13 protein-coding genes are annotated in these 13,625 nt (G+C 52.7%); 8 read left to right on the forward strand and 5 right to left on the reverse strand.

Features of this window, described 5'->3' with window-relative positions:
• Positions 1 to 33: 33 nt before the first annotated feature.
• Positions 34 to 930 carry a TIGR01777 family oxidoreductase gene (locus tag OK412_RS01435; RefSeq protein WP_010258028.1) on the reverse strand — a complete coding sequence of 299 codons (897 nt, stop codon included), beginning with the start codon at positions 928 to 930 and terminating at the stop codon, positions 34 to 36.
• A gap of 182 nt (positions 931 to 1,112) precedes the next feature.
• Here OK412_RS01435 and yfcF point away from each other — a divergent pair, with 182 nt between their 5' ends.
• Together yfcF and yfcD are read left to right on the forward strand one after the other, a co-directional pair.
• Positions 1,113 to 1,754 carry a glutathione transferase gene (gene yfcF / locus OK412_RS01440; RefSeq protein ID WP_010258032.1) on the forward strand — a complete coding sequence of 214 codons (642 nt, stop codon included), beginning with the start codon at positions 1,113 to 1,115 and terminating at the stop codon, positions 1,752 to 1,754.
• 108 nt (positions 1,755 to 1,862) lie between these two features.
• Entirely contained in the window at positions 1,863 to 2,387 is a 525-nt protein-coding gene (gene yfcD / locus OK412_RS01445; RefSeq protein ID WP_010258035.1) for an NUDIX hydrolase YfcD, read from the forward strand.
• A gap of 108 nt (positions 2,388 to 2,495) precedes the next feature.
• On the opposite strand, the gene pta is transcribed toward yfcD, so the two are convergent.
• Positions 2,496 to 4,628, reverse strand: coding sequence for a phosphate acetyltransferase (gene pta, locus OK412_RS01450; protein ID WP_031292718.1), 2,133 nt, complete (start codon positions 4,626 to 4,628; stop codon positions 2,496 to 2,498).
• A gap of 85 nt (positions 4,629 to 4,713) precedes the next feature.
• Complete coding sequence (gene ackA / locus OK412_RS01455) at positions 4,714 to 5,916, reverse strand: acetate kinase (protein WP_010258040.1); 1,203 nt, start codon at positions 5,914 to 5,916, stop codon at positions 4,714 to 4,716.
• A 337-nt stretch (positions 5,917 to 6,253) separates the two neighbouring features.
• Between ackA and yfbV the strand changes: the two genes are divergently transcribed.
• The 3 genes from yfbV (at position 6,254) to OK412_RS01470 (ending at position 8,019) form a co-directional block, all read left to right on the forward strand.
• Positions 6,254 to 6,706 carry a terminus macrodomain insulation protein YfbV gene (yfbV, locus tag OK412_RS01460; protein ID WP_010258042.1) on the forward strand — a complete coding sequence of 151 codons (453 nt, stop codon included), beginning with the start codon at positions 6,254 to 6,256 and terminating at the stop codon, positions 6,704 to 6,706.
• A 145-nt stretch (positions 6,707 to 6,851) separates the two neighbouring features.
• Entirely contained in the window at positions 6,852 to 7,346 is a 495-nt protein-coding gene (locus OK412_RS01465) for a YfbU family protein (protein WP_010671451.1), read from the forward strand.
• A 13-nt stretch (positions 7,347 to 7,359) separates the two neighbouring features.
• Positions 7,360 to 8,019 (forward strand): sugar phosphatase, encoded by a 660-nt coding sequence (locus OK412_RS01470; protein WP_264352600.1) that lies wholly within the window; start codon positions 7,360 to 7,362, stop codon positions 8,017 to 8,019.
• A 29-nt stretch (positions 8,020 to 8,048) separates the two neighbouring features.
• Here OK412_RS01470 and yfbR read toward each other — a convergent pair whose 3' ends face one another.
• Both yfbR and OK412_RS01480 read right to left on the reverse strand, forming a co-directional pair.
• The gene (gene yfbR, locus OK412_RS01475) at positions 8,049 to 8,648 is read right to left on the reverse strand and encodes a 5'-deoxynucleotidase (RefSeq protein WP_010258048.1); all 600 of its coding nucleotides are present in this window, start codon (positions 8,646 to 8,648) and stop codon (positions 8,049 to 8,051) included.
• Positions 8,649 to 8,723: 75 nt separating this feature from the next.
• Positions 8,724 to 9,941, reverse strand: coding sequence for a pyridoxal phosphate-dependent aminotransferase (locus OK412_RS01480; RefSeq protein WP_010258051.1), 1,218 nt, complete (start codon positions 9,939 to 9,941; stop codon positions 8,724 to 8,726).
• Positions 9,942 to 10,901: 960 nt separating this feature from the next.
• On the opposite strand from OK412_RS01480, the gene lrhA reads away from it, so the two are divergent.
• From lrhA to OK412_RS01495, 3 genes are all read left to right on the forward strand, one after another.
• Positions 10,902 to 11,825, forward strand: coding sequence for a transcriptional regulator LrhA (lrhA, locus tag OK412_RS01485; RefSeq protein WP_010258055.1), 924 nt, complete (start codon positions 10,902 to 10,904; stop codon positions 11,823 to 11,825).
• Positions 11,826 to 12,464: 639 nt separating this feature from the next.
• A complete protein-coding gene (locus tag OK412_RS01490) occupies positions 12,465 to 12,908 on the forward strand; it encodes an NADH-quinone oxidoreductase subunit A (protein WP_010258058.1) in 444 nt (147 codons plus the stop codon).
• A gap of 15 nt (positions 12,909 to 12,923) precedes the next feature.
• A complete protein-coding gene (locus OK412_RS01495) occupies positions 12,924 to 13,601 on the forward strand; it encodes a NuoB/complex I 20 kDa subunit family protein (RefSeq protein ID WP_003854245.1) in 678 nt (225 codons plus the stop codon).
• Positions 13,602 to 13,625 lie beyond the last annotated feature (24 nt).

Here is a 13,625-nt window from a genome sequence, read left to right on the forward strand (position 1 = left end):
CGAAACATACGGCGGCCCAGGGCCGCCGTATGTTTATCCTGCGACATCCTGCAGCGCTTCCTGCAAATCGTACCAGCGGAAACCAAAGCCTGAGGCTTCCAGCCGTTTTGGCAGCACATGCTGTCCTCCCAGCACCAGCACCGACGATTCGCCCATCATCAGTTTAATGGCGCTGGCAGGCGTGCGCATAAAGGCCGGACGATGCATCACCCGGCCCAGCGTGGCGGCAAACTGCTCGTTACGCACCGCGTAGGGAGCGACCATATTGAACGGACCCCGCAGATCGTCATGCTCCAGCAGCCAGATAATGGCGTTTAGCATGTCATCAATGTGAATCCACGGCATGTACTGTTTACCACTGCCAATCGGCCCGCCGATGCCGAGTTTAAAGGGCAGCTTCATTTTGCTGAGTGCGCCGCCCTCAGACGCCAGCACCACGCCGGTTCGCAGCAGGCAGACGCGGGTGCGTTCGCTTTCAGCCGCGAGCGCCAGCTGCTCCCAGCGGGCGCAGAGCTGATGAGTAAACTCATCCTGACCCTGATCCTCTTCAGTCAGCACCAGATCGCCGGTGTTGCCATAAAAGCCGGTTGCCGAACCTGAGATCAACACGGACGGTGGCGTGGCGCTGGCGTTGATCAGTGAGACAATCTGCTCGGTTATCTGCCAGCGGCTTTCACACAGCTGCTGTTTATGCGGCTCCGTCCAGCGTTTGTCGGCAATAGGTTCTCCCGCCAGATTAATGACCGCATCGATCGTATCCAGGTTCGACTGTTGCGCCAGCCCTGACCAGAGCGCGACCTCTTCGCCCAGTTTTTCACGCGCGCTGACCACGTCACGCGTCACCACACTGATCTGATGCCCCAGCTGTTGCAGGCGCGGAATCAGGTGGCGGCCAATCAGTCCCGTGCCACCGGTAATAAGAATGTGCATGTTGCGGCTCCCTTGATGTTTTTGTTATTTGCATCTTTCAGCATAGAAGAGTCGAGCCACTCTATCGTGAGTCGCGTCGCGCTTTCTTATTCCGGAGGCAGAGATCGGATCAGCTCAGCGTTGCCTTCCCAAATAAAAATCGGTAAACATGATGCAACCCTGACAGCCAATTGAGGTAACCGATGAATTATCCGTCCATCACCCTGTGGTCAGATTCATCATTTTTCAGTCCTTACGCCATGTCGGCCTATGTTGCTCTTACCGAAAAAGGGATCCCTTTCCAGCTGAAGCGCGTCGATTTGTCGCAGAATCAGCAATACGCCGCGGCTTACCGCGAGCTGTCGCTGACCTGCCGGGTCCCGACCCTGCAAATTGATGCGTTCCTGTTAAGCGAATCCTCGGCGATTACCGAATATCTTGAAGAGCGCTTTCCGGCGCCCGAATTTGAGCGCCTCTATCCCCGCGACCGCGAGAAGCGTGCCCGCGCCAGAGAGATCCAGGCCTGGCTGCGCAGTGACTTCCTGTGGATACGTCAGGAGCGTCCCACAGAAGTGCTGTTTGCCGGTGAGCGCTTTGCGCCGCTGACCGCATCAGCGCAGCAGGCGGTGGATAAACTGGTTATGGCCGTCGATCGCCTGCTGCCGGACGGGCAACAGAACCTGTTTGGCGAGTGGTCAATTGCGGATACCGATCTGGCGGTGATGCTTAACCGGCTGGTATTGCATGGCGATCCTTTGCCCGCGCGTCTGCGGGATTATGCTGAGTTTCAGTGGCAGCGAGCCTCAGTACAGCTGTGGTTAGCAGAAAGTGGTAAAAATCGGTAACAGCCAGGGCTTGCTCAGGCTGCCGGAAGTGATTACCTTACGCCACATAAAAATAAAGACGTGGCAAACTGCGTACCCAAGTGTACGCCAAACAGGAAAGGGTTACGGATGGTGGATCAAACTGCGGGTGACGGCATCGAGTGGGTCGATATCGTAAACGAAGAGAATGAAGTTGTTGCTCAGGCAACACGTGCGCAGATGCGCGCTGAGTGCCTGCGTCACCGCGCTACCTATATTGTGGTTCATGACGGTATGGGCAAGATTCTGGTGCAGCGTCGCACTGAGATAAAAGATTTTATGCCGGGCAAACTGGACGCAACCGCAGGCGGCGTGGTGCAGAGCGGTGAAGATATGCTGGAGTCTGCGCGACGTGAAGCGGAAGAGGAGTTAGGGATTGCCGCGGTGCCGTTTGCTGAGCATGGCAAATTCTACTTCGAAGATCAGCACTGTCGCGTCTGGGGCGGACTGTTCAGTTGTGTGTCACACGGGCCATTCGCCATGCAGGAATCGGAAGTCGATGAGATTATCTGGATGACGCCCGATGAGATCACCGCACGTTGTGATGAGTTCACTGACGATTCGCTTAAAGCGCTCTCTCTGTGGATGAGCCGTAACGGCGATAACCGGGCCTGAAAACGGGCGCTTTAACGCGTCTCAGCGATCCGCATTAAAGCCTCCGGCTCTGTTACCGGCGAAAAAAAGGCATGCCCTGGGCATGCCTTTTTCGTTCTTACCTGACACTTAGCCTTGTTCAGCCTGCTGAGACTGAATGGCGGTTAAGGCGATGGTATAGACGATGTCATCAACCAGCGCACCGCGCGACAGGTCGTTAACCGGCTTACGCATACCCTGCAGCATCGGCCCGATTGAGATCAGATCGGCTGAACGCTGTACCGCTTTATACGTGGTGTTACCGGTGTTCAGATCCGGGAAGATAAAGACGGTGGCGCGACCGGCAACCTGTGAATCTGGCGCTTTCGACTTCGCCACATCTTCCATGATCGCGGCGTCATACTGCAGCGGACCATCAATAACCAGATCAGGACGTTTTTCCTGCGCGATACGCGTTGCTTCACGCACTTTTTCAACGTCGCTGCCTGCACCTGACGTGCCGGTAGAGTAGGAGATCATCGCAACACGTGGATCGATTCCAAAGGCTTTAGCAGAGTCGGCTGACTGAATAGCGATCTCAGCCAGTTGCTCAGCGGTGGGATCCGGGTTAATCGCGCAGTCACCGTAAACCAGCACCTGCTCCGGCAGCAGCATAAAGAACACCGATGAAACCAGTGAGCTGTTAGGCGCAGTTTTGATCAGCTGCAGAGGCGGACGAATGGTGTTGGCGGTGGTGTGAACCGCACCTGAAACCAGGCCATCCACTTCGCCGCTCTCCAGCATCATGGTGCCCAGCACCACGTTATCTTCCAGTTGTTCCTGGGCGACCACTTCGGTCATCCCTTTGCTCTTACGCAGCTCAACCAGACGCGGCACGTAGTTTTCACGCACCTGTTCCGGATCAACAATCTCAACCCCTTTGCCCAGTTCGACACCCTGAGCCGCAGCAACACGCTGAATCTCATCCGGGTTGCCTAACAGTACGCAGGTGGCGATACCGCGTTCAGCACAGATAGCGGCCGCTTTAACCGTACGCGGCTCATCACCCTCTGGCAGCACGACGCGTTTGCCCGCTTTACGCGCCAGCTCAGTCAGCTGATAGCGGAAGGCCGGTGGCGACAGGCGACGGCTGCGCTCTGACGTGGCGGTCAGTGACTCAATCCAGTCGGCATTAATGTAGCTGGCAACATATTCCTGCACTTTCTCGATGCGCTGCGTATCGTCAGCGGGCACTTCAAGATTAAAGCTCTGCAGGCTCAGAGAGGTCTGCCAGGTATTGGTTTTCACCATGAACACCGGCAGGCCGGTCTGGAAGGCACGGTCACAGAGGCGCGCGATGCGATCGTCAATCTCGTAGTTACCGGTCAGCAGGATAGCGCCAATCTCAATGCCGTTCATGGCGGCCAGACAGGCGGCGACCAATACATCCGGGCGGTCTGCGGAAGTCACCAGCAGTGAGCCTGGACGGAAATGCTCCAGCATGTGCGGGATACTACGGGCGCAGAAGGTGACCGATTTAACCCGGCGGGTCTGAATCTCACCTTCGTTGATGATGCGCGCATCCAGGTGGCGGCACATATCGATTGCGCGGGTGGCGATCAGATCAAAGCTCCACGGCACGCAGCCCAGCACCGGCAGCGGGCTGTCTGAGAACAGCTGCTTAGGATCGATATTGGCGATGCTGGCTTTTGACGAGTCATCAAAAATTTCTGACAGGTCAGGGCGGGTACGCCCCTGATCATCGACCGGCGCGTTGAGTTTATTGATGATCACGCCAGTGATATTTTTATTCTTCTGACCGCCGAAGCTGCTCTGCGTCAGTTCAATGCGCTCTTTCAGCTGTGCCGGAGAGTCATTGCCCAGCGCCATCACGAAGACGATTTCCGCATTCAGGGTTTTCGCGATTTCATAGTTCAGCGCGTTGGCGAACTGATGCTTACGGGTAGGGACCAGACCTTCAACCAGCACCACTTCCGCATTCTGCGTGTTGGCATGGTAACGGGAGATGATCTCTTCCATCAGCACATCCTGCTGGTTCGATCCCAGCAGTGATTCAACACGTGACATCTGCAGCGGTTCAGCGGCAGGAATCGAAGAGTTCTTACGGATAATAGTGGTGGTTTGATCCGGCGTATCGCCGCCGGTACGCGGCTGAGCAATCGGCTTAAAGACGCTAAGTCGAACGCCTTTGCGTTCCATGGCGCGGATAACGCCGAGGCTGACGCTGGTCAGGCCGACGCTGGTGCCGGTCGGAATGAGCATAATTGTACGTGACACGTTTGAACCTCTCAGTAATGGCAGGGTGTCAAAAACAACTCCGTCAGCCTGAGCTGACGGAGAGAAGTGTTTACGCAGTCAGACGCGCGGCGTCCTGGGCGATGACCAGCTCTTCGTTGGTCGGGATCACCAGCGCCGGGCGGGTGCCTTCTTTATTGATGTAACCAGATTTACCGAAACGGGCCGCCAGGTTGCGATCGTGATCGACGTCAAAGCCCAGCAGCGCCAGTTTTTTCAGTGAGAGTTCACGAACCATCGCGGCGTTTTCACCGATGCCGCCAGTAAATACCACGGCATCAAGGCGGCCATCCATCAGCGCAGTGTAGCTGCCGATATATTTCGCCAGGCGATGACAGAAGACATCCATTGCGCGCTTCGCATCTTCTTTGGTGGTGTAGTTATCTTCCACGTAGCGGCAGTCGCTGGTGACTTCAGTCAGACCTAACAGGCCAGACTCTTTGGTCAGCAGTTTATTGATGGCATCGACGCTCATACCCAGCGTATCGTGCAGGAAGAAGATAATTGCCGGGTCGATGTCGCCACTGCGGGTACCCATCACCAGGCCTTCCAGTGGGGTCAGGCCCATTGAGGTGTCCACACACTCGCCGTTGCGAATGGCAGAGACAGAACCGCCGTTACCGAGGTGGCAGGTAATAATATTCAGTGACTCAAGCGGCTTGTTGAGCATTTTGGCCGCTTCGTGGGTCACATAGAAGTGGCTGGTACCATGCGCGCCATAGCGACGAACGCCATGCTCTTTATACAATTTGTACGGCAGCGCATAGAGATAAGACTCTTCCGGCATTGTCTGATGGAAAGCGGTGTCAAATACCGCGACATTCTTATCTGACAGGTGCGGGAAGTTTTTCATCGCTTCATCAATACCGATCAGATGAGCCGGATTGTGCAGCGGTGCAAAAGAAGAGGCGTCTTTGATGCCCTGTACCACTTCTTCAGTGATGATGACTGACTGAGTCAGCTTCTCGCCGCCATGAACGATACGATGGCCGATTGCAGCAATTTGTGCCGAAAGCTCAGGTTTTTGTGCCAGAATGGTTTTAACGATAAAGTTCAGCGCTTCACTATGCGCTGCGCCAGCACCCAGAGGCGCTTCCTGTTTTTCGCCTTCCAGCTTCCATTTGATGCGGGCTTCAGGAAGGTGGAAACATTCCGCCAGGCCAGACAGGAATTCTTCACCGCTGGCAGGGTTGAGGATGGCAAACTTAAGGGAAGAGCTGCCACAGTTCAGAACCAGAACTAACTTACTCGACATGGAAGTACCTATTTTTTGAGAGTGGCTAAATAAAACGCAATCAGACTAACAGCGTAGCCCATGAAAGCTGGTAGATTAATGACAAACATCATGCGGTAGACAGAATTCTGCATTTCCGCAAAAAATTTCGGCAATCTTACGCGAAAATTTGAAGATTGCCTTGTCTGAACCTGGCTCAGGCCTCTTCCCAAAAGCGCAATCCGCTTCCGGAAAGGGGGTAAAACGGCGTCAGAATAGCTGGAGTCACCTTTAAAGACAAAAATAATTGAAGGATGTCACGTAAAGTTGTGTAGTTATAACTATTTTTTAATTTTTACAGCATTAGTTGAGGTGAGCCATGGCGAATGAATCTGGCAGTACCAATTGGTTTCGGATGTTTCAGCGCGGCCAACACTATATGAAGACCTGGCCGGCTGATAAGCGCCTGGCACCCATGTTCCCGGAAAACCGTGTTTCATCGGCAACGCGTTTTGCTATTCGCTTTATGCCCCCTTTGGCGATTTTTACGCTGACCTGGCAGATCGCGATGGGCGGTCAGTTAGGCCCGGCCGTGGCGACCGCGCTGTTTGCCTGTACCCTGCCGATGCAGGGATTATGGTGGCTGGGAAAGCGTTCTGTGACGCCGCTGCCGCCGACGCTGCTTAACTGGTTTCATGAAGTTCGTGCCCGGCTGGAAGAAGCGGGGCAGGCGACAGCGCCAGTAGAAGGCAAGCCGACCTATCAGGCGCTGGCCGATCTGCTAAAGCGGGCGTTCAAACAACTCGACCGCACTTTCCTCGACGATCTCTGACCTATCCCGGGCTGGCGGTAAAATATTTACCGCTAACCTGCGGCCAAATCAAAGAATGGTGATACGGCGATTTCCGTGTCGCTAACGCTGTGCAATGATTTCTCCATTGTCGATTAACTGAGCGGTCTCTGACCGGGAGTAAATGATGGAAATGACCCATGCACAGCGTTTGATTCTCACTAATCAGTACAAAATGATGGCCATGCTTGAGCCGGAAAATGCGGAGCGTTTTCGTCGTTACCAGACTATCATCGAACGCGGTTATGCGCTGCAGATGCGGGAGCTGGACAAAGAGTTTGGCGAACTCAGCGAAGCGATCTGCCGGACGGTGATCGATATTATGGAAATGCATCACGCTCTCCACGTCTCCTGGTCAAACCTTAAAGAGAAAGGTGAGCTTGAAGAGCGCCGTCTGGCCTTTCTGGGCTTCGATGCGGCAACGGAAGCGCGCCTGCTGGGTTATGTCCGTTTTATGGTCAATACAGAAGGGCGTTATACGCACTTCGATTCCGGCACCCATGGTTTTAATGCGCAGACCCCAATGTGGGAAAAGTATCAACGGATGTTAGCTTTGTGGCAGACTTGTCCGCGCCAGTACCATTTAAGTGCAAACGAAATTGCGCAAGTGATTAATGCCTGATGAGGAGGAGCGCGTGACCTACAGAGGTTTTCTATTTGATTTAGACGGCACGCTGGTGGATTCACTGCCAGCGGTTGAACGAGCCTGGAGCCAGTGGGGTGCCCGTCATGGCATCGCGGCTGATGAGATTCTGGATTTCATTCATGGCAAACAGGCGATCACCTCTCTGCGTCATTTCATGGCAGGCCAGTCGGAAGAGGCTATTCAGGCGGAGTTTGTTGCGCTGGAGCAGGCTGAAGCGGCGGACACCGACGGTGTGCAGGCGCTGCCAGGGGCCAACGCGTTGCTGAACCGGCTGAACGAACTGCAGATTCCCTGGGCGATTGTCACTTCCGGTTCAGTGCCGGTCGCACATGCACGTCATAAAGCCGCAGGATTACCTAAGCCTGCCGTGTTTATTACCGCTGAACAGGTGGCTAAAGGTAAACCGGAGCCCGATCCCTACCTGCTTGGTGCGGAGAAGCTGGGATTAGCGGCGACATCGTGCGTGGTTGCAGAAGATGCACCTGCCGGAATCTTATCCGGCCTGAATGCTGGCTGTGCGGTGATTGCCATCAATGCGCCGGCGGAGACACCCCGGCTGGATGAGGTAGCGCTTCAGCTCGACTCACTGGCGTCACTGGTGATAACCCGCGAGTCTGACGGTAGCTTTGCCTTCCGTCAGCAGGCTTAAGGGCTGGCCCGGCGGCCAGACCGTCGGGCTTAGAGTGGCGTATCCTGCGAGATTTCATCCAGTGACAGGCTGAAGCTCGGAATAAACACCTCAACGAAGTAATCCATCTCCGGCGAACGCCGAAGTGCCAGGGTCTTTTCCAGCCGCGCTTTGGCCAGTAAAAATTCGTTGTTCCCGGCAGACAACTCCTCAAGACATTTTACATATGCACAGAGCGCATCCGCCTGTTTCACAACCGCCTGCTCCTCTTCGCTGTGCAGATGCTCATCGATCAACGGGCGATAGATCGCCTGAAACTCTTCAGGCAGCATCTCAATCAGCTTCTGCTGAGCAATCTTCTCGATTTTCTTGTATTCGTGGGCGATCTGCGCGTTGTAATACTTTACCGGAGTCGGTAAATCGCCGGTGAGCACTTCACTGGCATCGTGGTAAAGCGCCAGCATGGCAATGTGATCGGCATTAAGCGAGCCGTTGAATTTAAGGTTTTTGATCACGGCCAGGGCATGCGCCACCATAGCGACCTGCAGACTGTGTTCGGAGACATTTTCGGTGCGCACATTGCGCATCAGCGGCCAGCGATTGATCAGCTTAAGACGGGAGAGATGAGCAAAGAAGTGGCTTTGTGTCATGAGCGTTCCTGTTGGCTGGCGGGGGAGAGACAGGCTCTGGCTCTCCCCAAATAGCGTCAGTATACGCGGGCCTGATTATTGACGATAGCCTTGCAGGAAGCGGCCAAACTTATTGATCGCCATCTCAAGATCATCCACACGTGGCAGCGTAACAATGCGCAGGTGATCGGGCCATGGCCAGTTAAAGGCACTGCCCTGAACCAGTAGCACCTTCTCCTGTAACAGAAAATCCAGCACCATTTTCTGGTCGTCGAAAATGTTGAATTTTTTGGCATCGATTTTCGGGAACATATAAAGCGCGCCCTGTGGCTTCACACAGCTGACGCCTGGTATATCATTAATCAACTCCCAGGCGCGCTGCCGCTGCTCGTAGAGACGACCACCCGGCATGATAAATTCGCTAATGCTCTGGTAGCCGCCCAGCGCCGTCTGAATCGCATGCTGCGCCGGTACGTTGGCACACAGGCGCATCGAGGCGAGCATCTCCAGTCCTTCTATATAGCCTTTAGCATGTTTCTTTGGCCCGTTCAGTACCATCCAGCCCTGACGGAAACCGGCAACGCGATAGGTTTTAGAAAGGCCATTAAAGGTAACAGTCAGCAGATCGGGTGCCAGCGCTGCGATGCAGTGATGCTGTGCATCGTCATAGAGGATCTTGTCGTAGATCTCATCGGCGAAAATAATCAGGTTATGCTGACGCGCAATTTCAACCACCTCTAACAGCAGCTCTTTGCTGTAGACCGCGCCAGTGGGGTTATTCGGGTTGATAATCACGATGCCGCGGGTACGAGGCGTTATCTTGCTGCGGATATCATCGAGGTCAGGGAACCAGCCTGCTGATTCGTCACACAGATAGTGCACTGCTTTACCGCTGGAGAGGGAAACCGCAGCCGTCCATAACGGATAGTCGGGTGCCGGCACCAGCATTTCGTCGCCGCTGTTCAGTAACGCCTGCATCGCCTGCACGATGAGTTCTGAAACACCGTTGCCAATGTAGATATCTTCTACGGTGACATCGCGCATGTCGCGCGCCTGGTAGTGCTGCATGATCGCTTTACGGGCGGAATAGAGACCCTTGGAGTCACAATAGCCCTGAGAGCTGGGAAGGTTACGAATAACATCGACCAGTATCTCATCCGGTGCTTCAAAACCAAACGGCGCCGGATTGCCAATGTTCAGCTTCAGAACTTTGTTACCTTCTTCTTCGAGGCGCTTAGCCTCTTTCAGTACCGGGCCACGGATGTCATAGCAGACGTTATCGAGTTTTCCGGATTTATCAATTTGAAAAGTCATTGTTACCGCCTTAATGGGCAGAATCCTTTTGGCTGCCACAGAAATCCAACCAGCACAATGTACTCTCCTGACAGTCACAAAAGAAGGGCGCCGCCCCGTTTTGGCGGGTTCAACAACTTTTTACCCGGTGCGCAGCGTAAAAAATATTTGTTGTCGCGTAAACTGGTTAATAAAACCATAAATTGGCATTAATGCAGGATTTTAACTTGCCCAAAGCGCTGCTGAACCGACATATGGCTTTAGCATCATGAACGCTATCTGGAAGTTATTGAAATGGAACTTTTCTTTGCACCTGAAATATACACTTAGAGAAATAGTTAAAGGATATTTTATAAATGTTCAAATTATGGACGATTTTAGAGCGTGCCTGAAGATTACGCCTTAACGCTGCTTAAGAGTGGCATGTTTAAGGCCTTGTGTTCGCCGGAAAAGTGCCAAAAGCAGAGCTTCATATGGCACCTTTATTGCAGGATTGTGAGCCGTACTTAACACTTCCTCACTAAATTTCAGAACGCTGAAGGCTTAAAAAGTGATCAATAATGTGGCATAAGGGTCTGAAAATGCCTTTAGCACAAAATTTACAGCGCTTTTCACAAAATCATTTCCATTTTGAAGTCAAAAATGATTAAGTATAATTTATTATTTAGTGCACTTTGCCGCTTCGCTTTGATAGCCCGTAAAGTGCGCTTTCTATCCCACACGATTCTTTCTGGTGGGAATAAGACAACTACGCAGCTTCCTGCATTTGCGCACCCAGCGCCATCGGTTCAGAAGTTGTATCTGTCTTGAATAGCACTATGACCCTTCAGAGGAGTCAACAGTGCATGATCCACATAAACTTTTTTTGTGTCAGTCTTCACACAGGACTGTCATTGAGCACCATTACTGCTTATCACTTTGATAAGCTTGTGATAACACCAGGGTAGTAGTTCGTAAAAATCTTATAAGTGAAGAAAAAACATGACTAATGCAAATCGTCCGATACTGAATCTCGACCTCGATCTGCTGAGAACCTTCGTTGCCGTTGCGGATTTGAATACCTTTGCAGCTGCTGCTGCAGCGGTCTGCAGAACCCAGTCAGCAGTCAGTCAGCAGATGCAGCGTCTGGAACAATTGGTAGGTAAAGAGCTGTTTGCCAGACATGGACGTAATAAGCTTCTGACAGAGCACGGTATCCAGCTTTTAGGCTATGCGAGAAAAATTCTTCGTTTTAACGACGAAGCCTGCACATCTCTGATGTACAGCAACATTCAGGGCGTGCTGACTATTGGCGCCTCTGATGACACCTCTGACACTATTCTGCCGTTCCTGCTAAACCGGGTGACCTCGGTTTATCCGAAACTGGCAATCGATGTGCGGGTTAAACGTAATCCGTTTATGATGGAAATGCTCAATCAGGGTGAAGTGGACCTGGTTGTGACGACTTCCAGCCCGGGCAATTTTACCTATCAGGTACTGCGTACTTCACCTACCTTGTGGTACTGCGCAGCGGATTATATCTTCCAGCGTGGCGAAGCCATTCCACTGGTATTGCTGGATGAGCCAAGTCCTTATCGTGATATGGCTATCGATCATCTCAACGAAGCGGGCATCCCTTGGCGTATCTCTTATGTCGCTTCCACACTGGCTGCAGTACGCGCAGCGGTGAAAGCGGGACTGGGCGTGACGGCACGTCCGGTCGAGATGATGAGCCCGGAACTGCGTGTTATGGGTGCAGCTGAAGGACTGCCGGTACTGCCGGATACGCAATATCTGCTGTGCCGTAATCCTGACAGCGATAATGAACTGGCGCTGGCTATCTTCAATGCCATGCAGTCCACCAATGATCCTTATAACCTGAGCAATAATCCCGACGGTTCACTGTTGCTGGATGACGAAGAGTAATTTCGCTAACGTGTTGTACTCAATACCCGCGTGATTGCCTTAATAAACGCTTATAAATAAGCCTCTCCTTCCCTGAAAAGAACGAGAGGCTTTTTTGTGCCTGACCCCCGCCCGATGCTCCTTACTGACTCATCTGCCTCTTCTGACCCGACTAAAAAAATTTCACCATCTACTGAATTGAAATTTCCAGACCAAAAAACCGAACGCTTTGTTCCGAATCACCGTTTCAGGTGGGGAAAATTAACGCATAAAGGGCAAAAGTGTGTTCTGGATCAAAAAAATAGCCCTGGAAAGGGGAGGGAAAATTCAGTGATACCTGTCAAAATATGTTTGTTAAATGCACGATCCATGCATGTGAATACCCGCTACACTAAAATTAACCCTACAGACTGAAGCGATTTAGCTGGAAAGCGGGGCATCATTTGTTAATAATATGATGCAGGTGTGAAATAATGTTTGGATACTTTTGTCAAAGTTGACAAAAGGTTATAGAAAGGAGTAAAAAACCCCATAAAATAGCTGCTTATTACGTAATAACAGCGACATTTGAAAGGTTTTTATCCTTCCCTTGAATCGATGTGGTCAGTTTGCTGCGGGAAACGCATGCAGGATGCCAGCGCCACTTTTGATGAGTAAGCAATGAGTATGTCAACTACCACCGAAATCATCGCTCAGCACTGGGCGTTTATCGTATTTATCGTTATTGCCTTTGGCCTGTGTGCTTTCATGCTGACCGGAGGATGGCTGCTTGGCGGCAGAGCGCGCGCCCGCTACAAAGACACGCCATTCGAATCGGGCATTGAATCCGTTGGTGATACCCATATCCGCCTGTCGGCGAAATTTTATCTGGTTGCGATGTTTTTCGTCATCTTCGACGTCGAAGCCCTCTTTTTATACGCATGGGCGACTTCAATCCGTGAAAGCGGTTGGATCGGCTTTGTGGAAGCCGCAATTTTCATTTTGGTGCTCCTGGCGGGTCTGGTCTATCTGGTACGCATTGGCGCACTGGACTGGGCTCCAGCTCGCCGTCGCGTGGTGGTCAAAACCACTACGGTCAGCCACACCAATCCTCATAAGCAGTAAAAGAGAGGCAATAAGATGGACTATACGCTCACCCGCATAGACCCGAACGGTGGTGAGAACGACCGTTATCCTCTGCAAAAGCAGGAAATCGTCAGCGATCCGCTGGAGCAGCACGTTCATCGCAGCGTTTATATGGGCAAACTCGAAAATGCCCTGCATGACATGGTGAACTGGGGGCGTAAAAACTCCCTCTGGCCTTATAACTTTGGCCTGTCCTGTTGTTACGTTGAGATGACAACATCGTTCACCGCGGTCCACGACGTGGCACGTTTTGGCGCCGAAGTTATGCGCGCTTCGCCACGTCAGGCCGATTTCATGGTCATTGCCGGTACGCCGTTCACCAAAATGGCCCCGGTTATTCAGCGTTTGTACGATCAGATGCTGGAACCCAAATGGGTGATTTCCATGGGTGCCTGCGCCAACTCTGGCGGCATGTATGACATCTATTCCGTGGTGCAGGGTGTCGATAAATTCCTGCCGGTCGATGTTTATATTCCTGGCTGTCCGCCACGTCCTGAAGCGTATATGCAGGCACTGCTGCTGTTGCAGGAGTCGATCGGCAAAGAGCGCCGTCCGCTCTCGTGGGTGGTTGGCGATCAGGGCGTTTATCGCGCCAACATGCCATCTGAGCGTGAAAGAAAACGCGGCGAGCGCATCGCAGTCACAAACCTGCGCAGCCCGGACGAAGTTTAAAACCGTATGGATGGAAAACAGCGC

Source organism: Pantoea sp. JV6 (genome assembly GCF_025910055.1).
In the GTDB taxonomy this organism is placed as follows: Bacteria; Pseudomonadota; Gammaproteobacteria; order Enterobacterales; family Enterobacteriaceae; genus Pantoea; species Pantoea agglomerans.

What these genes read in the sequence shown, in the direction of transcription:
- OK412_RS01435 (WP_010258028.1), bottom strand. Translation starts at nt 930, where the DNA reads ATGCACATTCTTATTACCGGTGGCACGGGACTGATTGGCCGCCACCTG.
- yfcF (WP_010258032.1), top strand. Translation starts at nt 1,113, where the DNA reads ATGAATTATCCGTCCATCACCCTGTGGTCAGATTCATCATTTTTCAGT.
- yfcD (WP_010258035.1), top strand. Translation starts at nt 1,863, where the DNA reads ATGGTGGATCAAACTGCGGGTGACGGCATCGAGTGGGTCGATATCGTA.
- pta (WP_031292718.1), bottom strand. Translation starts at nt 4,628, where the DNA reads ATGCTCATTCCGACCGGCACCAGCGTCGGCCTGACCAGCGTCAGCCTC.
- ackA (WP_010258040.1), bottom strand. Translation starts at nt 5,916, where the DNA reads ATGTCGAGTAAGTTAGTTCTGGTTCTGAACTGTGGCAGCTCTTCCCTT.
- yfbV (WP_010258042.1), top strand. Translation starts at nt 6,254, where the DNA reads ATGGCGAATGAATCTGGCAGTACCAATTGGTTTCGGATGTTTCAGCGC.
- OK412_RS01465 (WP_010671451.1), top strand. Translation starts at nt 6,852, where the DNA reads ATGGAAATGACCCATGCACAGCGTTTGATTCTCACTAATCAGTACAAA.
- yfbR (WP_010258048.1), bottom strand. Translation starts at nt 8,648, where the DNA reads ATGACACAAAGCCACTTCTTTGCTCATCTCTCCCGTCTTAAGCTGATC.
- OK412_RS01480 (WP_010258051.1), bottom strand. Translation starts at nt 9,941, where the DNA reads ATGACTTTTCAAATTGATAAATCCGGAAAACTCGATAACGTCTGCTAT.
- lrhA (WP_010258055.1), top strand. Translation starts at nt 10,902, where the DNA reads ATGACTAATGCAAATCGTCCGATACTGAATCTCGACCTCGATCTGCTG.
- OK412_RS01490 (WP_010258058.1), top strand. Translation starts at nt 12,465, where the DNA reads ATGAGTATGTCAACTACCACCGAAATCATCGCTCAGCACTGGGCGTTT.
- OK412_RS01495 (WP_003854245.1), top strand. Translation starts at nt 12,924, where the DNA reads ATGGACTATACGCTCACCCGCATAGACCCGAACGGTGGTGAGAACGAC.